Raw genomic sequence first — 24,491 nt, forward strand, 5'->3', positions numbered from 1 at the left:
GGCTATTCGTCCGGATAGAGCTCGAGCAGCTCAGACCCTTGCAAACGCTCTAGCACGAAGGCTTTGTCTTCGGCCTCTAACAAGTCATAGCTCGCACGTGCGGCGTTCTCACGATAGTTTTTTGGGGGCTTCTTACGTTCCCACACGCGCCTTCTCGGACGCATGAATCTTCGGCTGTCTTCTTGCGGCAAGGTTTCAAGCAAATCAGCTTTGGTTTCCAGACCGACACAGTTCAAAATCATCGCAGGGTCTTGAACCAGATCCTCATAGCGAATGATGGCACTGTTCTCATAGGTGGCCAACAAACGGGTGTAGCTGGCAACCTTGGCAATCATCATGTCAATCAAACTGTCAAACATCCTTCGTCCGACACAATCGCGCCCTGCGGTCAGCCAAGGTTGGCGCACAAAGCTGCTGAACTCACGCGGAATATGCACAAGGGTATGAAAAGGGTTGCGATGCATCGACAGCAACCAACTTGCGGGATGGCGGACAATGATAAGCACGGCTGGATTGTGCGTGGCCAGGAACGTGTCACTAAAACGCTGATCCGGTGCCGAATGCTTCCAACCACCGTACTCCGAGACAAAAGTGTAGTGTTGATGATCCAACATGGCTTCTCTTGCAGCGAGACCTTTGTCGCCTCGGGGAAATGGGCCATTGGGCTCTCGCGGCGCAAGCTGTTGCGTGAGCCGGGGGATACTATGGAAAATCTTTACGTCACAATTGTTACGCAGCACGCCTTCCAGAAAACTGGTACCCGAATTGCGCTCGCCCAAAAGCTTTAGCCCATTGGTCAAAGTCAAATGTCGATTGTGGCCAATCATAAGCACACCCGATAGTTTCTTTGCGGTTCTGGAATGCTGAGTTCACTGCGCGCCACTTTCGCCCCTTTCTGCAGGATTTTGAATATCCTTGAAAGGGACAAATCACATATCAATGACTCCCGAACCGAGTCGCCTCGCCACTTGGTTCGCCCCTGACTTCATTGTTCTCCGTTTGGCGGCAATCTCTCCAGGGATTAAAAAACGCGATTCTAAGTGATTTGCTGCAAATTGCGCTCAATTCTTTGCTTCTAGTGGGCGTGGGGTCACTTTTGTGATCACACGATACTTTTGTGTGATCACAAAAACAAAAAACCGAACCAGAATCGCAAAAACCGTTATTAAGCCGGGATAGTTTATGCCTATATCGCTTGCAATCGTAGCAAGATGGGACAGTTCCATGAACATCCATGAATACCAAGCGAAGGCATTGCTTCGCTCCTACGGTGCCCCCGTATCTGAAGGACGCCCTGTCCTGAAGGCCGAGGACGCCAAAACCGCAGCCGGTGAACTTGATGGGCCGCTTTGGGTTGTCAAAGCCCAGATCCACGCAGGTGGTCGCGGCAAGGGCTCGTTCAAAGAAGCCGACGCCGGCGAAAAAGGTGGCGTGCGCCTGACCAAATCGGTGGAAGAAGCTGCCGAAGAAGCCAAGAAGATGCTGGGCCGCACGCTTGTGACCCACCAGACCGGCCCTGCGGGCAAACAGGTCAACCGCATCTACATCGAGGCCGGATCCGGCATCGAAAGCGAACTCTACCTCGCCCTGCTGGTGGATCGTCAGACGTCGCGTGTATCATTCGTCTGCTCGACCGAAGGCGGCATGGACATCGAAGAAGTGGCCGCAGCCACGCCCGAAAAGATCCTGTCGTTCAGCGTTGATCCAGCCACAGGTTATCAGGCCTATCACGGTCGCCGCATCGCCTTTTCGCTGGGCCTTACTGGTGCACAGGTCAAACAGTGCGTCAAACTGATGGGCCAGCTCTACCAAGCCTTCATGGAAAAAGACATGGAGATGCTGGAAATCAACCCGCTGATCGTCGCGGATGACGGCAACCTCAAGGTTCTCGACGCCAAAGTCAGCTTTGACGGCAACGCCATGTACCGCCACGCCGACATCGCTGAACTGCGTGATGAGACGGAAGAAGACAGCAAAGAGCTGGAAGCCTCCAAGTATGACCTGAACTACATCGCTCTGGACGGCGAGATTGGCTGCATGGTCAACGGCGCAGGTCTGGCGATGGCCACAATGGACATCATCAAACTCTACGGTGCCGAGCCTGCCAACTTCCTCGACGTGGGCGGCGGTGCGACCAAAGAGAAAGTCACCGAAGCCTTCAAAATCATCACCTCGGACCCGAACGTTAAGGGCATCCTCGTAAACATCTTCGGTGGCATCATGCGCTGTGACGTCATCGCCGAGGGCGTTGTCGCCGCGGTGAAAGAGGTCGGCCTGCAGGTTCCGCTGGTTGTGCGCCTCGAAGGTACCAACGTGGAAGCTGGCAAAGACATCATCAACAACTCCGACGTTGATGTGATCGCTGCTGACAACCTCAGCGACGGTGCAGAAAAGATCGTGAAAGCGGTGAAAGGTTAAGACCATGGCAATTCTTGTTGATGAAAACACCAAAGTGATCTGTCAGGGCTTTACTGGCTCGCAGGGCACTTTCCACTCTGAACAGGCTATCGCCTATGGCACCAAAATGGTCGGCGGTGTGACCCCAGGCAAAGGCGGCATGGACCATCTCGGCCTGCCGGTCTTTAACTCGGTGCACGAAGCCAAGGCCAAGACCGAAGCCAATGCTTCCGTCATCTACGTCCCCCCGCCCTTCGCGGCAGACTCGATCCTCGAGGCGATTGACGCAGAGATGGAACTGATCGTCTGCATCACCGAAGGCATTCCGGTTTTGGACATGATGAAAGTGCAACGCGCGCTGGAAGGCTCGGCATCGCGTCTGATCGGCCCCAACTGCCCCGGTGTCATTACGCCGGATGCTTGCAAAATCGGCATCATGCCCGGCCACATCCACAAACGTGGCTCGGTCGGTGTTGTATCGCGTTCGGGTACGCTGACCTATGAAGCCGTGAAGCAGACCGCAGACATCGGCCTCGGCCAGTCGACCGCGGTCGGCATCGGTGGTGACCCCATCAAGGGCACCGAGCATATCGACGTCCTCGACATGTTCCTGTCGGATGACGAAACGCAGTCGATCATCATGATCGGTGAGATTGGTGGTTCGGCCGAAGAAGAAGCCGCCGAATTCCTCGCCAACGAGCGCAAGAAGGGCCGCTGGAAACCAACCGCTGGCTTTATTGCCGGTCGCACGGCGCCTCCGGGCCGCCGCATGGGCCACGCTGGCGCGATTGTTGCCGGCGGTAAAGGTGGTGCCGAAGACAAGATCGAAGCCATGAAAGAGGCCGGTATCGTTGTCGCAGACAGCCCAGCTGGTCTGGGCGAAGCCGTGCTCAAGGCAATCGGCTAAATCGTGTCGGTTCCGAGTTTTTAAGTTCGGAACCGACAACCAATCCGTAGTTCTAGATTCGCGCAAAACTGAAACAGGAGGTTCCGGATGATACAGATCTCAAAACGCCTATTGTCGATGATTGCGTTTCTCATCTTCACGTTACCGGCCTTCGCCCAATCCCCCGGCCCCTTGCAGGGCAAGGTTTATGGATCGGGCAACCGTGCGCTGGTTGTTGTGCAGCACGGCGATGTCAGCAGCGGTGGCGCGGCGAACTATCACTACGACTTTGCGCGGAGCGTGGCGCGAGCCAACAAGAACGTGACCGTGTTCGCGTTGCTGCGGCCAGGGTATTCCGATGGCAAGGGGCTTAAGTCCAAGGGCTCCAACAGTGGCCGCCGGGACCATTACACCAAAACCAACAACAAGTTGGTGGCACAGACCATTCAGGCGATGGCCAAACAGGTTGGCACCTCTAAGATCATTGGCGTCGGCCACTCGGGTGGCGCCGCGCAACTGGGCGGTGTTCTGGGGCTTGCGCCCGGATTGCTGGACAGCGCCATTCTCGTCTCTTGCCCCTGCGACATCGCCACTTGGCGCTCAAAGCGGGGCAAATCGGCCTGGCCCAAAAGCGCGAGCCAGTCTCCGCACAAGCAAATCTCAAAGATCGCGAAAGGCACGCGCATTACGCTCGTGGTGGGAACGAACGACAGCAATACGTTTCCAGACCTGAGCAAAGACTATGTGGCCGCGGCCAAGGCTCGTGGATTGTCTGCTCAATATGTCCCGGTAAATGGCGCGGGTCATGGCTTTAGCGGAACACAATCCACAGTTCGCAAACTCGTCAAAACAGAAATCAACAGATAACCCAAAATCCAAAGCTAGAGGAAAGTGCCCGCATGACCGAACAGTCTCCCAATGACATCTTCCACGCTTCCAGCTTCATGCAGGGGCACAATGCGGAATATCTGGAACAGATGTATGCCCGCTATGCCAGCGATCCCAACGCGGTGGACGAAGCCTGGCAATCGTTTTTCCGTCAGCTGGGTGATGCCGAGCTGGACGTCAAGGCAGAGGCCTCTGGCCCATCCTGGGCGCGGGGTGACTGGCCTCCGATGCCGCAAGATGAATTGACGAGCGCGCTGACCGGCGAATGGGCCGAGCCTGCCGAGATCAAAGGGGCTGGTGACAAGATCAAGGCTAAAGCGGCCGACAAGGGCATTCAGGTTTCGGACGAAGCAGTCAAACAGGCCGTGCTGGATTCAATCCGCGCCCTGATGATCATCCGGGCTTATCGTATCCGAGGTCACCTTGTGGCGGATCTGGACCCACTTGGCATGCGCAGTCAAACGCCTCACCCTGAGTTGGACCCGAAATCCTATGGTTTCGCCGAATCCGACATGGACCGCCCGATCTTTATCGACAAGGTTCTGGGTCTGGAAATCGCGACGATGCGCCAGATCATCGACATCGTGAAACGCACCTATTGCGGCACCTTTGCGCTGCAATACATGCACATCTCAAACCCTGAAGAAGCCTCATGGCTGAAAGAGCGGATTGAAGGCTTTGGCAAAGAAATCCAGTTCACTCGCGAAGGTCGTAAAGCGATCCTCAACAAACTGGTTGAAGCCGAGGGCTTTGAAAAGTTTCTGCACGTCAAATACATGGGCACCAAGCGGTTTGGTCTGGATGGTGGTGAAAGCCTGATTCCCGCGATGGAGCAGATCATCAAACGTGGCGGTAATCTGGGCGTCAAAGAGATTGTCGTCGGCATGCCTCACCGGGGTCGCCTCTCGGTGCTCGCCAATGTGATGGCCAAGCCCTACAAAGCGATCTTTAACGAATTTCAGGGCGGCAGCTTTAAACCCGAAGACGTGGACGGTTCAGGTGATGTGAAATATCACCTCGGCGCGTCATCTGACCGCGAATTTGATGGCAATACGGTGCACTTGTCACTGACCGCCAACCCCTCGCACCTTGAGGCTGTAAACCCGGTGGTTCTGGGCAAGGTTCGCGCCAAGCAAGACCAGAACAACGACGAACAGCGCACCAGCGTGATGCCGATCCTATTGCACGGTGACGCCGCGTTTGCTGGCCAAGGTGTCGTGGCCGAGTGTTTTGCCCTCTCGGGCCTGCGCGGTCACAAAACCGGCGGCACCATGCATATCGTGGTGAACAACCAGATCGGCTTTACCACGGCGCCGCACTTCTCTCGGTCGTCTCCGTACCCGACCGACAACGCGCTGGTGGTGGAAGCCCCGATCTTCCACGTTAATGGCGACGATCCCGAGGCCGTTGTGCATGCCGCCAAGGTTGCGACCGAGTTCCGCCAGAAATTCCAGAAAGATGTGGTGCTCGACATCTTCTGCTACCGCCGTTTTGGTCACAACGAGGGCGATGAGCCCATGTTCACCAACCCGGTGATGTACAAGACAATCAAGGGCCACAAAACCACCCTGTCGCTCTACACGGATCGTTTGGTCAAGGATGGGTTGATCCCCGAAGGCGAGATCGAAGACATGAAAGCCGCTTTCCAAGCACGTCTGAATGACGAGTTTGAGGCTGGCAAGGATTACAAACCCAACAAGGCCGACTGGCTGGACGGGAGATGGTCCGGCAAGGACAAAGAAGATGGCGTCTATCAACGTGGTCAGACATCGATCAAACCCGAAACATTTCAGGACGTGGGCACTGCCCTCAGCCGCGCGCCCGAGGGCTATCCGATCCACAAGACCGTTAGCCGCCTTTTAGAGACCAAGGGCAAGATGATGGAAACCGGCAAGGGCATTGACTGGGCCACTGCCGAAGCACTGGCCTTTGGCTCATTGCTAACCGAAGGCTACCCAGTGCGTCTTGCAGGACAGGACGCCACCCGTGGCACATTCTCGCAGCGTCATTCGGGCATCGTCAATCAGGACACCGAAGAACGCTACTATCCGCTGAACCATATCCGTGCGGGTCAGGCCCAATATGACGTGATTGACTCGGCGCTGTCAGAATACGCGGTGCTGGGCTTTGAATATGGGTATTCGCTGGCCGAACCCGACACACTCACGTTGTGGGAAGCGCAGTTTGGCGATTTTGCCAACGGTGCACAGATCATGTTCGACCAGTTTATCTCGTCCGGCGAGGCGAAGTGGCTGCGGATGTCCGGTCTGGTCGTTCTTCTGCCTCACGGTTTTGAAGGCCAAGGCCCCGAGCACTCATCGGCCCGTCTGGAACGCTTCCTGCAGATGTGCGGTGGGGACAACTGGATCGTGGCCAACTGTACGACGCCTGCGAACTACTTCCACATTCTGCGCCGTCAGATCCACCGCTCGTTCCGCAAGCCACTGATCCTGATGACGCCGAAATCGCTGTTGCGTCACAAGCTCTGCATCTCGGAAGCCGAAGAGTTTACCACTGGTTCGTCATTCCACCGCGTCCTCTGGGACGATGCACAAAAGGGCAACTCAGACACCAAACTGGTCGCTGACAACAAGATCAAGCGCGTGGTGATGTGCTCGGGTAAGGTCTATTTCGACTTGCTGGAAGAGCGCGACGCCCGTGGCATCGACGATGTCTACTTGATGCGGATCGAACAGTTCTATCCGTTCCCGGCCCACTCGCTGATCAAAGAGCTTGAGCGCTTCAAAGGGGCCGAGATGGTCTGGTGTCAGGAAGAGCCCAAGAACCAAGGCGCCTGGTCGTTCATCGAGCCCAATATCGAATGGGCGCTGACCCGTATCAAAGCCAAACACACACGTCCGGTCTATGCAGGTCGCCCCGCTTCGGCGTCGCCTGCGACCGGTCTGTCTAGCCAACACAAAGCACAACAAGAAGCGCTGGTGAACGCCGCGCTGAGCATGGAAGGAAACTAAACCATGACCGAAGTTCGCGTCCCCACCCTAGGCGAGAGCGTCACCGAGGCCACCGTGGCCACCTGGTTCAAGAAACCGGGCGATGCGGTCGCCGTTGATGAAATGCTCTGCGAGCTGGAAACCGACAAGGTGACCGTCGAAGTGCCTGCCCCCGCCGCTGGCGTCATGGGCGAGATTGTTGCCGCTGAGGGCGAGACCGTAGGCGTTGATGCGCTTTTGGCCACGATTTCGGCAGGCGAAGGTGCTGCTCCGGCCCCGGCCGCTGAGGCACCTGCTGCTGCTGCGCCGGCCGCTGCCGGAGGCGACAGCGTTGATGTCATGGTTCCAACCCTTGGTGAATCCGTGACCGAAGCAACTGTCTCGACCTGGTTCAAGGCAGTAGGTGACAGTGTCAAACAGGACGAGATGCTGTGCGAGCTGGAAACCGACAAGGTGTCGGTTGAAGTGCCCGCCCCGGCCTCAGGTGTTCTTGCGGAAATTACGGCTGCCGAAGGCTCGACCGTGGACGCCACGGCCAAACTGGCAGTGATCTCATCCTCGGGCGCCGTTGCAGCACCCGCCGCAGCACCAGCGCCTGCCGCAGCTGCTGCCGGTGGTAAAGACGTCGAAAATGCCCCTTCAGCCAATAAACTGATGGCGGAAAAGGGCATCGATCCGGCCAATGTTCAGGGATCCGGCCGTGACGGTCGCATCATGAAGGAAGACGTGGCAAACGCCGCTATCCCAGCCCCTGCCCCGGTCGTTTCAGCACCGGCACCAGCCGCTGCAACGCCACGCGCGCCTGTCTCTGCCGACGATGCTTCGCGCGAAGAGCGTGTGAAAATGACCCGCCTGCGCCAGACCATCGCGCGCCGCCTGAAAGACAGCCAGAACACCGCGGCCATGCTGACCACCTATAACGAGGTCGACATGGGCGCTGTGATGGAACTGCGCAATCAGTACAAAGGTGAGTTCGAAAAGAAACACGGAACACGCCTTGGCTTCATGTCCTTCTTCACCAAGGCCTGTTGCCACGCGCTGAAAGAAGTGCCCGAAGTCAACGCCGAGATCGACGGCACCGACATCGTTTATAAGAACTTTGTTCACATGGGCGTCGCTGCTGGCACCCCCACGGGCCTCGTGGTTCCGGTGATCCGCAACGCCGACTCGATGTCCTTTGCCGAGATCGAAAAGGCCATTGCTGAAAAAGGCAAACGCGCCCGTGACGGCAAACTGTCGATGGCTGAAATGCAGGGCGGCACGTTCACGCTGTCCAATGGCGGCGTCTATGGCTCGCTGATGTCCTCGCCGATCCTGAACCCGCCGCAGTCGGGCATCCTCGGCATGCACAAGATTCAGGACCGCCCGATGGCGATTAACGGCGAAGTTGTCATCCGCCCGATGATGTACCTCGCCCTGAGTTACGACCACCGCATCGTCGACGGCAAAGGCGCCGTGACCTTCCTCGTCCGCGTCAAAGAAGCGCTCGAGGATCCGCGTCGGTTGTTGATGGACCTGTAAGAACCCAAGACAATTTGAGGCCCGTGCTTCATTTTGGCCCAAATACTTCGGGGGAATCGTGGCTTGCCGCGATGGGGGCTGCGCCCCCTCCCCATCCCGAAAACTAGGAGACACCTATGTCCCAATATGACGTCATTATCATCGGCGCTGGCCCCGGCGGCTATGTGTCGGCCATCCGCTGCGCCCAACTGGGCCTCAAGACCGCGGTGGTAGAAGGCCGCGAAACCCTTGGCGGCACTTGCCTGAACGTGGGCTGTATCCCGTCCAAGGCGCTGCTGCACGCCTCGCACATGCTGCACGAGGCCGAGCACAATTTTGCCGCCATGGGCCTCAAGGGCAAAAGCCCTTCGGTCGACTGGAAGCAAATGAAGACCTACAAGGAAGAGACCATCGGCCAGAACACTGGTGGCATCGAATTCCTGTTTAAAAAGAACAAGATCGACTGGCTCAAGGGCTATGGCGAAATCGAAGCCGCAGGCAAGGTCAAGGTGGGCGACACCACCTATGAAACCAAGAACATCGTGATCGCCTCGGGCTCTGTTCCATCGTCCCTGCCGGGCGTTGAGGTCGACAATGACAAAGGCGTCGTGGTGGACTCCACCGGTGCTTTGGATCTGCCCAAGGTACCCAAGAAAATGGTCGTGATCGGCGCGGGCGTCATCGGGCTGGAGCTTGGCTCGGTCTATCAGCGTCTGGGTTCGGAAGTGACCGTGGTCGAATACATGGACGCAGTTTGCCCCGGCATGGACGCCGACGTTCAGCGCAGCTTTAAGCGTATCCTTGAAAAACAAGGCCTCAGCTTTGTCATGGGCGCTGCCGTGTCTGGAGTGGACGCGACCAAAACCAAAGCCAAGGTCAAATACGCGACCAAGAAGGCCCCCGACGACGAACAGGTCATCGATGCGGATGTCGTCCTCGTCGCCACGGGTCGCAAGCCCTACTCCGAAGGCCTCGGCCTCGACAAACTCGGCATCACCATGACAGACCGCGGCCAGATTGCCACCGACGGTCAATGGAAGACCAACATTCCCGGCATCTACGCCATCGGAGACGTGATCGAAGGCCCGATGCTGGCCCACAAAGCCGAAGACGAAGGCATGGCCGTCGCCGAAGTGATCGCTGGCAAACATGGCCACGTGAATTATGGCGTGATCCCCGGCGTGGTCTACACAACGCCCGAGGTCGCCACCGTCGGCCAGACCGAAGCCGCGTTGAAGGCTGAGGGGCGCAAGTTGAAGATCGGCAAATTCATGTTCATGGGCAATGCCCGTGCCAAGGCCGTGCATCAGGCCGAAGGCGGTTTCGTCAAAATCATCACCGACAAGGAAACCGACCGCGTGCTGGGCGCCGCAATTATCGGTCCCGCAGCCGGCGACATGATCCACGAGCTTTGTGTCGCGATGGAGTTCGGAGCTTCAGCGCAGGACATCGCCCTTACCTGTCACGCTCACCCGACTTATTCAGAAGCGGTGCGCGAAGCGGCGCTTGCCTGTGGGGATGGACCGATCCACAGCTAAACGATCCACATCGTTAACCAAAAAGATGGCGGTTCTCACAGAACCGCCATTTTTTTGTCCACTTGCTCGGAGAGAAACAGACATCAAAGGTCGATGTCCCAATTGCGGGTATCAACTTTCATTTCAAGTAACGCACAGCATTGAGGTCAATAAATGCGTATTCTTCTTATTGGATGTCTCACCTTTTTCACGATCATTCTTACCAGCCAAACCGCTGAGGCCCGCCGAGGGGGCAACAATTCCGGCCACTACGAAACACTGACGTTTGTGAGTGAAACCGCCATCGTCAGAGAAGCCGAAGGGCCTATGGCGCTTTGTCACCTAACCCGCAAACGGTATATCGCCTTCATCGACTATTGGGTCAGCAGCAAGGGGTATGTGCTGGCTGCCAACAATTGCAATGTCGAGAGCTTTTACAAGGTCACGGCCGATGATGTCCTGATGGCGCAATCAATTGGCATGATCCCTGACAGCATTCCTGCCGAAGCGTCCATGTCGATATCAGAATTCGCCAAGGGGTCTTGGGGGGCGGCTCTGGCCATTCTGTTGGCCGTGCTCGTGGGCATAAAGCTGTACCGCCAGGCGATGCGAAAACGCGGTCGCAAGGGTGAGATGGGCAATATTTCCCCTCAGGCATCCGCGTTTTTGGATGCGATCTGTCACGCGGCAAAGGCCGACGGCGACATTGACCCAAGTGAAATTCAAGTCATTTCAGAAATCGCGTCCCAAGCAACCGGCCAGAACTTTGGGCCTGCACAGATCAAACGGATCATCCAACAGGCCGAGCGCAATCTGACTGACGCACAATACAGATCGTTTGGCAAAGACCTGTCACGGCATCAAAAGCTCATGCTGGTCGAGGCTGTATTGGCCACGGTTACGGCAGACGGCAAGATCACCAAGGACGAACACACGTTCCTGTCCAAGCTCGCCGGGGCATTGGGCGTCACCGGGGCTGAAGTTTCGGCCATGCTCCCACAACGGGCGCCTGCACCGGCCTAACTGGGGCGACTTTGACATGTGCGACGGCCTCAAAAACCGGGGCCGTCGTTACCACAGGGTTTGTTTCGCCCGCTTTAACCAACCGTCATCATAGTGTTTCCCGCCTTCGCGGCCTTCAGTCATCTCAGCCAGGATTTCCCCTGCGGTTGGCAACCCTTCGCTCTCGTCTCCGCTGGTCCAAAGCCGTGCCCGCATCGGCGCACGCGCGCATTGGGTATAGACCTCGCCAATGCGGATCACGATGACCGAGCGCGGCAGCCGGCCCTTGAACTCGAACCGCGCACACAGGGTGTCATCCACTGTCATTCGCGCCAAACCGTTTACACGCACAATTGTGTTTGATCCCGGCACCATGAACATCAGCGAGATGCGCCCGTCTTCGACAATGTTGCGGATCGTGTCCATTCGGTTGTTGCCGCGCCAGTCTGGCATGGCGAGCGTGTGCTCATCCAACTCCAACACGACAGGGCCATCATCCCCACGTGGGCTGCCATCAGTGCCACTGGCCCCGACCGTCGAGACGACGCAGAACCGCGATGCCATAATCCACTTGCGATAACCGGGTGTCAGCCGGTCTGCGACCTTGTTCTGCGATGCTGACCCTGGCTCGCCATAAAGCGCCTCTAGCTCGGCAATTTCTTCAATCCACTGCATCCGCTTTGAACCCCGCTTCTTGCATCAGCTTGTTCGATCCGTCTTCGATCATCGCTTCAAGCCGCGCCATAAAGTCGGTCTGCTTCGTGCCAGGATTGATTGGATCCAAAAACTCAACCACGGCCAATCCCGGCGTGCGCAACATCGTGCCCTTGGGCCAGAACATGCCTGCATTCGTCGCCACAGGCACCGCGCTTTGCCCGGTTTCCTTGTAGAGGACATATGGACCGATCTTGTAGGGGCGATACTCGCCTACCGGAACCCGCGTGCCCTGCGGGTAGATCACCAATTGGCCGGGCGGCACGCGACCGCTCTCGACGTCAGCCAACATGTCCTTGATCGCCGCCCCGCGCTTGCCGCGTTTGACCGGCACACACCCCAAACGCCACGCGTAAATTCCGATGATCGGGGTGAAGAGCAGTTCGTATTTCATGATGAAACGCGGCTGCGGCACGGCCTTGAAGATCATCATGATATCCAAGAATGACTGGTGCTTGGCGGGCACCAAACAGGCCCCAGAGGGAATTTCGCCCCGCACCTCTGAACGGATACCCACCATCCAGCGTGCAGTCCACAAAGCCCAGCTTGCATAGGTGTTACAGGCAGTCATAGCGCCCTTGGGGGACACCAACGCCCAAGGCAGAAATACAATCCCCATGATCAACATCACCACAGCGTTCTGGACGACGTAGAGAATGGACATAACCCATTGAAACGCGAGACGCATCAATCCAACTCCGACAAAGTCCGGCGCGCTGCGGCGCCGGTTGCAATATAGGCCACCATCGCGGCCAAAAGCGGGATCAGCACCGGCCAACCCCAGGCCAATCCCTGAAATCCAAGCCCTGTCAAAAAGCCACCTGCCTCTTGCGCAGCAGGTAACAACATCACCGCCACGATCCCTGTAACGGTACCAACGACCGCCCCCACGAGGGCGCGCAAGGTAAAGCGGCGCACAAAGGCGTGGGCAATATAGCTGTCTTGTGCGCCCACCAAACGCAACACAGCGATGACCTGTGCGTTTGCAGCCAAAGCCGCGTTGGCGGCCAGAGTGATCATCGTTCCCGTCGTCGCGGCGATCAAAATGATAGAAATCCACCCCAACATACGTAGCCGGCCCGCGGCTTGTTCGAGCGGTTTGCGCCAGCGCGTGTGATCATCCAGAACCGCGCCCGGCACTTCGGCTGATAGGCGCAAACGCAGCCCAGCCGCATCATAGCCTGTCTCGGTCTCGACAATTTCAATCAGCTGCGGCACGGGCAGCGTTTCAAGCGGCAAATCCGGTCCAAACCACGGCTCGAGAAGCGCGCTTTGCTCTTCACTCGACAGCGCACGGGCATCGGCCACGCCGGGTGTGGTTTCAAGAACTCTTAGCGCCGTTGCGGTCTGTTCCGCCATCTGCTCCACCGGTGCGGAAATACGCAGGGTCGAGCTATGCGCCAGCTCGTCCCCCCAGCGCTTCGCCAACCGCCCGGATGCCAGCGACAAAGCCAAAGCAAAAACGGCGAGAAAGGCCATGGCCGCCGCGGCAAAACTCGTCAGGCGCGCGGTAAAGCCCGAGGGTGGCACCACGCGATCCGCTTGCGTGTCGCCAGCCACAAAGGCAGTGATCTTTTGTATGGCGCCACTCATAGATCTGCCCCAGCCAGTTGCAGCTTGCGGTTGGCAATCCGCAGGACACGCGCCTGAACCTTGTTCTTGGCGGCACGGATCAGGTTCATGTCGTGGGTCGCGATCATGATTGTCTTGCCCATTTTGTTCAATTCGACCAACAGCTGCAAAAGCCGCTGCGACATATCCCAATCAACGTTGCCTGTGGGTTCGTCCGCCAGTACCACGTCTGGCGACATGATGATCGCCCGGGCCAGCGCGGCACGTTGACGTTCGCCACCCGAAAGGGTTGGCGGCAGAGCACTGGCACGTTTGCCTAGCCCAACCCACCCCATCAACTCCTTGAGGTCCGAGACATGCTCAATGTTGTCCTTCCCCGACACGTTCAATGGAAGCATGACGTTGTCGGCAATAGGCAGGTGATCAAGGAACTGACAATCCTGATGGACCACGCCGATCCGGCGGCGCACCAACGCATGATCGTCACGCGACATTGAGCGCACATCTTGGTCAAAAAGACGGACATCCCCCGAGGTTGGAGTCAGAGCGCCATAGCACAATTTGAGAAATGTGGTTTTACCTGAACCCGAAGGTCCGGTCAAAAAATGAAAGGATCCCGGCGACAATTTCAGGGAAATGTCGCTCAGAAGCTCTCCGCCCCCATAGCTGTAGGCGATGTTTTCCAGTTCGATCAAAGCGGATGCCCCGTTTTTGTGTCAGCTCTGTTGTGCCTGAGCATCGACGCGGTTTCAATCCGTGCCTTTGCGGCTTTTGTCTTTCAACAGGCGAAGTTACGCCATATGCTCGCTCCAAGAATAAAGAACTCGGGGACAAACAGGGGAACAACATGCGGCTAAGCTGTCCGAATTGTGGTGCCCAGTATGAAGTGCCAGTCGAGGTCATTCCACAAGATGGCCGTGATGTGCAGTGTTCAAATTGTGGGCACACGTGGTTTCAGCTGCATCCCGATCAGGATGTAGATCTCGCTCAGGAGACCGGAGGCTCGCTTCCGGACCAAAGCTGGTCGCCCGAAGAAGTGGCCGAGACCGTTCAACAAGAAACAGATCTTGTTGAAGATCCGGTCATGGACGAACACGATCAAGAGGTTCAACCGCCCGAACCACGGTTTGACGATGAACCCTCAGCGGATTCAGACCTGTCCCTCGAGGACGAAGAAGAAGACCCGCAACCCGAAGAGCCTCCAGTCGAGCCCGAAGAAGACGTCGCCGACGAAGCGTCAGAGGATGCAGACCACGCTGAGCCGGACGTAGCCGAAGAGACCGAAGATGAGGTGGATGACGAAGAGGATCCGGCTGACCTTGATGAAGAAGAAGCGGAAACTCCTCGATCCCCACGTGGAATAGATCCAGCCATTGCGGATGTCCTGCGCCAAGAGGCAGAGTACGAAGCAAACGCGCGAGAAAGCGAAGCGCAAGAAGCGCTGGAAACACAAACAGAACTCGGCCTACAGGATCCCGGCTCACATGCTGACGATCAACGCGCCGCCGAAGCGCGCGAACGGATGCGCCGCATTCAGGGCCTGAACGATGGCTCCGATGATGCCGATGCAAGTCCTGAGGTGTCATCGACCGAGTTGGATGACGCCGCACATGCGTCTCGACGCGATCTTTTGCCGGACATTGACGAAATCAATTCGACTTTGCGGGCTGCTGATGATCGGGGCGGCGCAGAGGGCACAGTCGCGGCCGTCACCACCCGCGAGCGCAAGCGTAGTGGATTCCGGTTGGGCTTTGGACTTGTTCTGTTGTTCGCCGCGCTGGTCATCATGGCCTACATCTACAACCGCGAGATAGCGGCTGCATTCCCAGCGATGGCACCAGCAGTTGACACCTTAATGGAAACGCTGAACGCGATGCGGGTCTGGTTGGACACGCGTGTTACCGAAGCCATGTTGTGGCTGGATGGTATGGCAGAATCTGCTGGTGGCGAAACCGAGTAAAACCGGGGTTCAAAACCGATCCAGAAGCCGTTTCAGGTAACTGCGCTCTTGCTCTGTGCGTTCGTCCTCTCCGGCGCGGCGACGGATTTCATCCAGCAGGCGGCGCGCCTGACGATACACATCTTCTCCTTGCAGCAGGCCCTCTTCGGTGCCAGCTGGCCCGCGGGCGCCATTACTGCGACCAAGTGGATCTGACGAATTCCCCTGAGCTTGCTCACGGCCTTCCTGACCCTGCCCCTGTTGCTGGGCCATGGCCTCACCCAGATTGCGCATGCCTTCGCGCATGGCATCCATCGCCTGTGCTTGTTGATCTATGGCTTCTGCCAGATCATCCTGTCTCAAGGCCTCTTCGGCCCCTTCCATTGCCTCACCGGCTCGACCCAGCGCATCCGCTGCGGCATCCCCTTCCGGGGTTCCGCGACCGGGCATCTGACTTTGCAGATTTTCCAGCTGTTGACGCAGTGCTTCTTGGCGTTCTGCGAGGGAACCAGCACTCTGGCCTTGGCCCTGTTCACCTGGTTCTCCGGGGGTTTGGCCGCTCTGTCCGTCCTGACCATCCGAGCCGCTACCCTGGCCGGTACCATCATGTGCCTGGCCGCGACCCTCACCGCCGCTAAAGCCTTCGTTCCCCTGGGATTGCCCGGCGTTGCCGTTGGGGTTGAATTGCTCTTGCAACTCGCGGAAAGCCTCATCCGAGAGCCCTTGTTGATCCCGCAGAGTTTCTGCCAGACCTTCCATCGCCTCTTCACCTGGGCTTTGTTCACCGTTGCCTTGGCCCTGGGTCACCCGCATGTTTTCCATCATGCGCTGGAACTCTTCGAGTGCCTGCATCGCTTCGGCCATGCGGCCTTGTTCCATCAGTTCCTGAATGCGGTCCATCATCCGCTGCAGGTCATCTTGGTTCAGCTGCATGCTGTTCTCAGCCGTTTGCTGATCTTCGCCACCTTGCTCGCCATCGCGTTGTTGCTGGCGCGCCAATTCACGCAGGTAGTCCTGAGTTGCCTCGCGCAATTCCTGCATCAATCGGGCAATTTCTTCATCGCTGGCACCGTTTTTCATGGCCTCGGCAAGGCGTTCGCGGGCCTGTTCCATGCGCGCCATTGCGTCGCCCAGATCACCCTCTTCCAACATCAGGGCCAGTTCCCAAAGCGCCTGAGAGATTTCATCCCTCTGGGGTTCTGCAAACCCATCGGCCCGCACCATGTTATCCAGCCGCCGCAGGATCGTGCCGAACCTCAGATAGGTGGTTTCGTCCGGGAAGAGCCCCTCCTCCGGTTGATAAGAAACAGCCCGCAAAAGCTGAACCACACGTGGCGCGTTGGCCTTGTTCCACAAAAGATCGCGACGCAGTTCGACCACGGCCGCGGCAAGCGGATCAAAGAACCGACGCGCGGGCAGGATGGTCTTGAGTTCGGGCGCCGCCCCAGACTGAGCCACAGCATCTTCAACCGTCAACGACACGGTGACAGGCAGATGCGCCCAGACATGGTCTGAAAAATCCTCGATCAACACCTCTTCAAAGGCCGAGCGATCTCCGGCGATGGGCAGCGGAAGCGGCACGTCGATAACCGCAATCTGCTCGGGTTCAATTGCCAGACCATGTTCGCGGTCTACTGCGGCCAAATCCAACGTAATGCGCGCTTGGCCAGAGACAATCTCATAATCATCCGTTGCAGAGAATGGCAGGCTCATCTCACCCCGACCTGAGACCTCTGCACTGCCCAAAATCACCACGCCCGGTGCTTCGTCAACCAGCATGTCGATCTGCCATGACCGCCCTCCGGCCCCTTCAATCACTAGCGAGCCGGATTGGGTGACCGTGAATTCCTGTTCCGGTTCGACAGCGCTTGGCACATCCTCAACCCGACCCGAGACTGACTCGGACACCGTAAGGGCGCCGACCTCGCCATAAAGACGTACCAACACGCGGCTACCTTGCGGCAAGACAAGCGATCCTTCCGGCAAGTCCGGCAAATACAACGCTGGTTTCCCTGTATAGGCAGGGGGCTCAATCCACCCCTCCCAGCTTGGCCCGCTGAGCGGAGCGGCGCCGCCAGCGGCCACTTCGGCCACCGTGCCAACGCGGGAAAACGAGCCAAACAACAAGGCCACAGCAAGCGCCAGCACCGCAATGTAGCGCAAGCCAAAGGGATCCAGCCGAGAAATTCTAAGATTAGGCTCAGGCGCTTGAGCATCTGAAGCCTTGGCCGCCATGCGCCCCTGATGCACGCGCCACAACTGTTCAGCCGCATCATCGCCCGCACCAATTACGGGGTGGTCGCGCAGCGCTTGCAAGGGACGCCCCGGCAGGGTCGCGTCAAGTCGCACAAACGCCTCTTCGCGGGAAGGCCAATGAAAGCCGCGCGCACCTTTCCAAAGGCACCAAACGCTCAGGAACGCAGTAAACAATCCAACGGTCCAAAGCAGTTCAAGGCTGACTTCTTCGTGCAACCCCAACATCAGAGCCGCCAAAACGACAAAGGCCACTGACCAAAGGGACCAGAAGTTTCGCGTGACAGATTCGGCGAGCAGCCCCAAACGCGTCAGCGTCAGGACCCGACCCAGCCGTTTCAGCACCTTTTCAGGGTTGTCAGGGCGTGTTGCCATTCATCCTTCCAGATCGCTCAGAGGCAAAATGCATCAGAGCCACTCAGGAATGGTATCTCGGTTTATCATTTCGTCCAAGGTCGGGCGTCGGCGGATAACCGCAAATTGATCGCCTTTCACAAGCACTTCTGGGATCAAGGGGCGCGAGTTGTACTCGCTCGACATCACAGCACCATAAGCACCAGCACTGCGAAACGCGATCAAATCACCCGCCTGAACCGGCTCCATCACCCGTTCTTTGGCAAAGGTGTCACCAGATTCACAGACCGGGCCAACGATGTCATAACGCTGTTTTTCAACGCCCGGAGAGGCTTCGACCACAGGAATAATGTCATGGTGCGCTTCGTACATGGCAGGGCGGATCAGATCATTCATGGCGCCATCGATGATCATAAACTCGCGATCTTCGCCCTCTTTCACGTAAATCACCTTGCTGACCATGATCCCGGCATTGCCCGCAATCAGGCGGCCCGGTTCAATTTCGATCTCGCAGCCAAGATGACCCAGGGTTTCACGCACCATCGCGCCGTATTCGGTTGGCAAAGGCGGCGCATCATTCGAGCGCGTATAGGGAATTCCCAGACCGCCACCCAAATCCAGCCGCGAAATCTCGTGCCCGTCGCTGCGCAGGTCTTCAGTTAACTGCGCGACTTTTTCATAGGCCAGCCGGAACGGCTCAAGCTGCGTCAATTGGCTGCCGATATGCACATCAATGCCAATTACTTTAAGCCCCTTGAGGCTTGCGGCATGAGCATAGACCTCTCGCGCCCGGCTAATGGGGATGCCAAATTTATTCTCGGATTTGCCAGTGGCAATCTTGGCGTGGGTTTTGGCATCGACATCCGGGTTCACGCGCACCGTGATGGGGGCCACAACGCCCAACACCAAAGCAACCTCATTGATCACAGCCATTTCAGGCTCGGATTCGACGTTGAACTGACGAATGCCGCCGCTCAGGGCCATCTCAATCTCATCGCGGGTTTTCCCGACGCCGGAAAAAACGATCCGATCTCCCGGCACGCCTGCGGCTTTGGCACGGGCATACTCGCCGCCAGACACGACGTCCATGCCAGCGCCAACGGCTGCCAATGTCTTAAGAATCGCCTGATTGCTAGCGGCTTTCATGGCGTAGCAGACCAGATGGTCCATGCCCTCCAATGCCTCGTCGAACAGCCGGAAGTGGCGTTCAAACGTGGCTGTGGAATAGCAATAAAAGGGCGTGCCAACTTCGGCGGCAATCTCTGCAACGGGTACGTCCTCGGCAAAAAGCGCACCATCACGATAGAGAAAATGATCCATATCCGGCCCTTTCAGCCTGTCATAACCCGCCTCTCATAGCCAGCAGTGCTCAGGCAATCAACATGCGCGGGCGGGCAGACGGGAAAATACCTGGCAGCTTGGCAGTCGCACATCAGATGTCAGCAAAATCTCCACCCCGACCTTTGCCACTGGAAAAGCGGGCAGCACCCGAGGTGCCTTCGGATATAAAGCTTTGAAATGATTGCCATTCGCGTTTGAGACTCGCTGCCAGTTCGGGCCCAGAAAGACGGGCCGAGGCATGGTCAGCCCGCATGCACTCTTGGGGGAAACGGGTCAACGCCTCGGCAAGCTCCATCGCCTGATCCAATGCCTGCCCATCAGGCACCACACGATCTGCCAGTCCCATACGCATGGCCTCATCTGCACCAACGGGGCGTCCGATCAGGATCAGATCATTGGCCCGCCCCTGCCCGACAAGACGCGGCAACCGAACAGTGCCACCATCGATCAACGGCACTCCCCAGCGGCGACAGAACACACCAAACGTGGCGCTCTCGGCGGCGATGCGCATGTCACACCAAGCAGCCAGTTCGAGGCCCCCGGCAACGGCATATCCTTCAACCGCCGCGATCACGGGCTTGGAGAGAATGAGCCGTGACGGGCCCATAGGACCGGGGATGGGATCAGTGACGGCATCACTCCAAGTATCTGGAATTATGACGTTTTCAATCCACTCCTGGCCCTCACCTGTTGCGGCAGATTTGAGATCATAGCCAGCGCAGAAATGATCCCCGGCACCCGTGAAGATGGCCACATCAACCGATTCCTCGGCGTCAAAATCGAGGAACGCTTCGTAAAGGGCTCGGGCCGTTTCGGGGTTTACGGCATTGCGCGCGCCGGGGCGATTGATGGTGATGATCCGAACCCGCCCGCGATCTTCGATGGTGATGCTCATATGACGACCCTCCATTAAAGCATCCTTGCGCCGGATACCCTTGCAGGCAAGCCCAACGCCGCGTCGCTTGACGCTTGCGCCGGGCGGGCCTATCGAAGCGTCATGGAAAAACTCGAAGAACAAATTGCGCATCTGACCCGCACTGTCGAAGAACTTTCGGACGTTATGGCGAGACAGGACGCCGAGATAGCCACGCTCAAACGGCGTGTTCAGATGCTGATGGAACGCGAGGCCGGACGGGAAGCGGACGCGTCAGGCGGGATGGTCATCGGTAACGAGCGCCCACCGCATTACTAAGGGCGCATCCCGAATTGGGCCGTTTGGTACACTTCCCAGCCCCCCAGCACCGTACGACCCCGCCCTACCTCAGCGTGCGTTTAGAGGTTGGTAAGAGGGCTGATCGCTAAAACTCTTCCACCGCCATCACGCCTTCGAGCGACTTCAGCGCACCTTTGATCTGGGGGTTGACCGGGCATTGGATGCCAAGGTCCATCTCAACCTCGCCCGGCAGTTCGCCATGCATCAGGCAGAACATGACCGGCCCCTTGCCGCCCAGTTTGACCGTTTCGATACTCTGCTGGATCACATTGGCCACCGGCATCACGGCAGTGATGTCTTCAACGTAGATCTTTAACCCCATGGCCCCGGCATCAGCCACGACACTGTCGACGGGGGCGATGGATTTTGCCAAGAGCTTGAGTTGGTCCGCCTCGACGGTGGCCTCGACCGTGACAACAACTTTGGAGCCCGTTTCCAGATAGTCGCGGCTTTTCTCGAGGGTTTCGGAAAAAATCGTCACCTCGTAGGCGCCTGTCGGATCAGAAAGTTGCGCAAAGGCAAAACGGTTTCCCCGGCTGGACTTGCGTTCCTGACGACCCGAAACACGGCCCGCGATCTTCACAACACAAGGCCCCATGCGGGCCTGTTCGGTGGCCTCGTCCAGCGTGAGAACCTTTTTGCGCTTGAGCGCGGCCATGTAGTCTTCAAGCGGGTGGCCCGACAGGAAGAAGCCAACGGCCTTGGCCTCTTCGTCCAGCTTTTCAGCCGGCAGCCAGTCGGCGACGCGGGACAGGCGCGGTTCGGGCAAATCGTCACCCGCTTCGCCAAACAAGGACACTTGGTTCGAAGACTTTTGGTCAAAAATCGCGGCGGAATAGGCCACAAGCCCATCCAGACTCTCAAGAACCCGACGACGGTTCTTATCCAGCTCGTCAAAGGCCCCTGAACGGGCCAGCATTTCTAATGGGCGTTTGCCGACACGTTTGAGATCAACCCGGCGGGCAAAGTCAAAGAGGGTAGCAAAAGGCTTGTCTTTGCCGTCAACCTTGCGCCCTTCGGTCACCAGGTGCATCGCTTCGACACCGACGTTTTTCAAGGCCCCCAGCCCGTAAACCAAAGCGCCGTCAACCACGGTGAACGTGGCGTCGGAGCGGTTCACACACGGCGGCACCCAAGGCAAAGCCAGCGCTTTTTTCACTTCTTCAAAGTAGACGGCCAACTTGTCGGTCAGATGGATATCACAGTTCATCACCCCGGCCATGAACTCGACAGGGTGGTTCGCCTTGAGCCAGGCGGTCTGATAGCTGACCACGGCATAGGCTGCTGCGTGGGATTTGTTAAAGCCGTAGTTGGCGAATTTTTCCAAGAGGTCGAAGACCTCTGATGCCTTCTTTTTGTCGACCCCGTTTTCCATCGCGCCCTTTTCGAACTTGGGGCGTTCCTTAGCCATTTCCTCGGCGATTTTCTTACCCATCGCCCGGCGGAGCAAATCCGCACCACCCAGCGAGTAGCCCGCCATGACCTGAGCGATCTGCATCACCTGTTCCTGATAAACGATGATGCCTTGGGTCTCTTCAAGGATGTGGTCGATCAGAGGATGAACGGATTCAACCTCGCGCAGGCCATTCTTGACCTCGCAATAGGTCGGGATGTTCTCCATCGGGCCGGGTCTGTAGAGGGCGACGAGCGCCACGATGTCCTCGATACTGGTGGGCTTCATGCGCTTCAGCGCGTCCATCATGCCCGAGGATTCCACCTGGAACACGGCCACGGTTTTGGCGGCGGAGTAGAGTTTATAGGTCGGGTCGTCATCCAGCGGGATGGCGTTGATCTCGTTCACGGCGCCTTCGGGTGGCTCGTAGAGCTGGGTGCCGTCGGCGGTAATATGGATGTCACGGCCCGAAGCAAGGATCTGTTCGATGGCGTTTTGGATAACGGTGAGTGTCTTGAGGCCGAGGAAGTCGAATTTCACAAGACCCGCCTGTTCAACCCATTTCATGTTGAATTGGGTGGCTGGCATATCCGAACGGGGATCCTGATAAAGCGGCACCAGCGCGTCCAGCGGGCGATCGCCGATCACCACACCGGCGGCATGGGTCGAGGCGTTCCGCAGCAGCCCTTCAACCTGCTGGCCGTAATTCAGCAGGCGTTCCACTACCTCTTCGTTGCGAGCTTCTTCGCGCAGCCGCGGCTCATCCGCCAACGCCTTCTCGATGCTGACAGGTTTAACGCCTTCGACCGGGATCATCTTTGACAGACGGTCGACCTGACCATAAGGCATCTGCAACACACGGCCGATATCTCGCACGGCGGCTTTGGACAATAGCGCACCAAAGGTGATGATCTGGCCAACCTTGTCGCGGCCGTATTTCTCTTGCACGTAGCGGATCACCTCTTCGCGGCGATCCATGCAAAAGTCGATGTCAAAGTCAGGCATCGAGACCCGTTCAGGATTGAGAAAGCGTTCAAACAGCAGGCTGTAGCGCAAGGGATCAAGGTCGGTGATCAACAGCGCATAGGCCACTAGGCTGCCCGCCCCGGAACCACGGCCCGGCCCCACAGGAATGCCCTTGTCCTTGGCCCATTTAATAAAGTCGGCAACGATCAGGAAATAGCCCGGAAAACCCATGCCTTCGATGATGCCCAGTTCGAAATCAAGCCGCGCCTTGTAGTCTTCAACGCTGACGGCGTGGGGGATCATCGAGAGACGATACTCGAGGCCGGCCTCGGCCTGACGACGCAGTTCGGCAACCTCATCATCGGCGAATTTCGGCAGGATCGGGTCACGGCGATAGGCCATAAAGGCGCAGCGTTTGGCGATCTCGATCGTGTTGTCTATCGCTTCGGGAAGATCGGCAAACAAGGTCACCATTTCCTGCTGCGACTTGAAGTAATGCTGGGATGTCAGTCGGCGACGCCCGGCCTGTTGGTCAACATAGGCGCCTTCGGCGATGCAGATCAGGGCATCATGCGCCTCAAACATATCGGTTTTCGGGAAGTAGACGTCATTTGTGGCCACCAAGGGGATGCCCATGCCATAGGCCATCTCAAGGAACGGGCGTTCGGTCAGGCGCTCGGCTTCAGGTTGGCCACCTTCGCCGGGGTGGCGTTGGAGTTCGATATAGAGGCGATCACCGAACATTTGGTGAAAGCGGGACATCATGGCCTGAGCTGCCGGGTGCTGACCCTGTTGCAAGAGCCGCCCCATCGGTCCATCCGGGCCACCCGTTAGACAGATCAACCCTTCGCTATGCGCCGCCAGTTCGTCAATCGAGACCTGCGGCAACTGCCCACCACTGTCTACATAGAGACAGGACGACAGTTTCATCAGGTTCTCATAGCCCTCTTCACGTTGAGACAAGAGCACGACTGGCGCAGGGGCCGGGGGCTGCGTGCGCCCCGATGGGTCATCATGGGGCATGGTCACATCGACCTGACAGCCAATGATGGGCTGGACCCCGGCGCCACTGGCGGTCACGGAAAACTCCAGCGCCGCAAACATGTTGTTGGTGTCGGTGATCGCAACCGCAGGCATATCCGCTGCCGCGCACATGCCAGGCAGTTTCTTGACCCGCAACGCGCCCTCAAGAAGCGAGTATTCGGTATGCGTGCGGAGGTGAATGAATCGGGGTTGGCTGCTCATGCGGTCAAGCTAGCGTAGAGGCGAAAGAAGGTCACGGGGCGATTGGAGTTTCGGATGTCTTGATGACACCTCTGGTGCAAGTCCGCTTTGTGGGACTTAGCAGACCCACACAGCGTTAAGTTCAACTGGAACTTTCGGCTCAAAACCGACCTTTGTGGTGTGTACGGCAAAGGTCAGGAGGGGACAACGGTGTTGCCTCTTAACGCCTGTACTTGGCGAAGAGTATGCAAGAAGGAACGCTCTTTAAACGCAACAAACCCGACAAGCATAAAGCTCACCGGGCTTGAAGCAGAGCACCAGAGAAACCTGGTGTCGGTTGGAAAGGATTAACCGTTCCGGGTCATTCTATCAGCGACGATG

The 24,491-nt window shown here is 57.8% G+C and carries 18 protein-coding genes; 9 read left to right on the forward strand and 9 right to left on the reverse strand.

All coding sequences use genetic code 11. The features are described 5' to 3' along the window. Positions 1-2: 2 nt before the first annotated feature. A complete protein-coding gene (locus tag Q0932_RS13680; protein ID WP_299354017.1) occupies positions 3-614 on the reverse strand; it encodes a hypothetical protein in 612 nt (203 codons plus the stop codon). 610 nt (positions 615-1,224) lie between these two features. Here Q0932_RS13680 and sucC point away from each other — a divergent pair. From sucC to Q0932_RS13715, 7 genes are all read left to right on the forward strand, one after another. Beyond that, the gene (gene sucC, locus Q0932_RS13685; protein WP_299354019.1) at positions 1,225-2,418 is read left to right on the forward strand and encodes an ADP-forming succinate--CoA ligase subunit beta; all 1,194 of its coding nucleotides are present in this window, start codon (positions 1,225-1,227) and stop codon (positions 2,416-2,418) included. Positions 2,419-2,422: 4 nt separating this feature from the next. Beyond that, a complete protein-coding gene (sucD, locus tag Q0932_RS13690) occupies positions 2,423-3,304 on the forward strand; it encodes a succinate--CoA ligase subunit alpha (protein WP_299354021.1) in 882 nt (293 codons plus the stop codon). Between the two features lie 87 nt (positions 3,305-3,391). Beyond that, complete coding sequence (locus Q0932_RS13695; protein WP_299354023.1) at positions 3,392-4,150, forward strand: alpha/beta hydrolase; 759 nt, start codon at positions 3,392-3,394, stop codon at positions 4,148-4,150. A gap of 32 nt (positions 4,151-4,182) precedes the next feature. Further along, positions 4,183-7,143, forward strand: coding sequence for a 2-oxoglutarate dehydrogenase E1 component (locus Q0932_RS13700; RefSeq protein WP_299354056.1), 2,961 nt, complete (start codon positions 4,183-4,185; stop codon positions 7,141-7,143). Positions 7,144-7,146: 3 nt separating this feature from the next. Beyond that, the gene (odhB, locus tag Q0932_RS13705) at positions 7,147-8,643 is read left to right on the forward strand and encodes a 2-oxoglutarate dehydrogenase complex dihydrolipoyllysine-residue succinyltransferase (protein ID WP_299354059.1); all 1,497 of its coding nucleotides are present in this window, start codon (positions 7,147-7,149) and stop codon (positions 8,641-8,643) included. A 116-nt stretch (positions 8,644-8,759) separates the two neighbouring features. After that, complete coding sequence (gene lpdA / locus Q0932_RS13710; protein ID WP_299354062.1) at positions 8,760-10,160, forward strand: dihydrolipoyl dehydrogenase; 1,401 nt, start codon at positions 8,760-8,762, stop codon at positions 10,158-10,160. A gap of 153 nt (positions 10,161-10,313) precedes the next feature. Continuing rightward, positions 10,314-11,162 (forward strand): TerB family tellurite resistance protein, encoded by an 849-nt coding sequence (locus Q0932_RS13715; protein ID WP_299354065.1) that lies wholly within the window; start codon positions 10,314-10,316, stop codon positions 11,160-11,162. A gap of 48 nt (positions 11,163-11,210) precedes the next feature. Here the strand turns inward: Q0932_RS13715 and Q0932_RS13720 are convergent, their stop codons facing one another. Genes Q0932_RS13720 through Q0932_RS13735 form a run of 4 tightly spaced genes read right to left on the reverse strand, consistent with a single transcriptional unit; the run spans position 11,211 to position 14,122 of the window. Continuing rightward, positions 11,211-11,816, reverse strand: coding sequence for a pyridoxamine 5'-phosphate oxidase family protein (locus Q0932_RS13720; protein WP_299354068.1), 606 nt, complete (start codon positions 11,814-11,816; stop codon positions 11,211-11,213). After that, entirely contained in the window at positions 11,803-12,543 is a 741-nt protein-coding gene (locus Q0932_RS13725) for a lysophospholipid acyltransferase family protein (RefSeq protein WP_299354071.1), read from the reverse strand. Before Q0932_RS13725 ends, Q0932_RS13720 begins: the two co-directional genes overlap by 14 nt. Continuing rightward, positions 12,543-13,448 (reverse strand): FtsX-like permease family protein, encoded by a 906-nt coding sequence (locus tag Q0932_RS13730; protein WP_299354074.1) that lies wholly within the window; start codon positions 13,446-13,448, stop codon positions 12,543-12,545. The genes Q0932_RS13725 and Q0932_RS13730 overlap by 1 nt, the downstream gene beginning before the upstream one ends. Continuing rightward, positions 13,445-14,122, reverse strand: coding sequence for an ATP-binding cassette domain-containing protein (locus tag Q0932_RS13735; RefSeq protein WP_299354077.1), 678 nt, complete (start codon positions 14,120-14,122; stop codon positions 13,445-13,447). The genes Q0932_RS13730 and Q0932_RS13735 overlap by 4 nt, the downstream gene beginning before the upstream one ends. 152 nt (positions 14,123-14,274) lie before the next feature. Between Q0932_RS13735 and Q0932_RS13740 the strand changes: the two genes are divergently transcribed. Further along, positions 14,275-15,387, forward strand: coding sequence for a zinc-ribbon domain-containing protein (locus tag Q0932_RS13740; protein ID WP_299354080.1), 1,113 nt, complete (start codon positions 14,275-14,277; stop codon positions 15,385-15,387). Between the two features lie 9 nt (positions 15,388-15,396). Here the strand turns inward: Q0932_RS13740 and Q0932_RS13745 are convergent, their stop codons facing one another. The 3 genes from Q0932_RS13745 to Q0932_RS13755 form a co-directional block, all read right to left on the reverse strand. Continuing rightward, the gene (locus Q0932_RS13745) at positions 15,397-17,994 is read right to left on the reverse strand and encodes a TIGR02302 family protein (protein WP_299354082.1); all 2,598 of its coding nucleotides are present in this window, start codon (positions 17,992-17,994) and stop codon (positions 15,397-15,399) included. A 33-nt stretch (positions 17,995-18,027) separates the two neighbouring features. Then, positions 18,028-19,293 carry a diaminopimelate decarboxylase gene (gene lysA / locus Q0932_RS13750; RefSeq protein WP_299354084.1) on the reverse strand — a complete coding sequence of 422 codons (1,266 nt, stop codon included), beginning with the start codon at positions 19,291-19,293 and terminating at the stop codon, positions 18,028-18,030. Positions 19,294-19,405: 112 nt separating this feature from the next. Further along, entirely contained in the window at positions 19,406-20,209 is an 804-nt protein-coding gene (locus tag Q0932_RS13755; protein WP_299354086.1) for a crotonase/enoyl-CoA hydratase family protein, read from the reverse strand. Between the two features lie 102 nt (positions 20,210-20,311). Here Q0932_RS13755 and Q0932_RS13760 point away from each other — a divergent pair, with 102 nt between their 5' ends. Then, entirely contained in the window at positions 20,312-20,506 is a 195-nt protein-coding gene (locus tag Q0932_RS13760) for a SlyX family protein (RefSeq protein WP_299354089.1), read from the forward strand. A 106-nt stretch (positions 20,507-20,612) separates the two neighbouring features. Here Q0932_RS13760 and dnaE read toward each other — a convergent pair whose 3' ends face one another. Beyond that, positions 20,613-24,131: a DNA polymerase III subunit alpha gene (dnaE, locus tag Q0932_RS13765; RefSeq protein ID WP_299354091.1), complete on the reverse strand. Its 3,519-nt coding sequence runs from the start codon at positions 24,129-24,131 to the stop codon at positions 20,613-20,615. Between the last annotated feature and the right edge of the window lie 360 nt (positions 24,132-24,491).

This window comes from uncultured Shimia sp. (genome assembly GCF_947498095.1).
GTDB lineage: Bacteria > Pseudomonadota > Alphaproteobacteria > Rhodobacterales > Rhodobacteraceae > Shimia.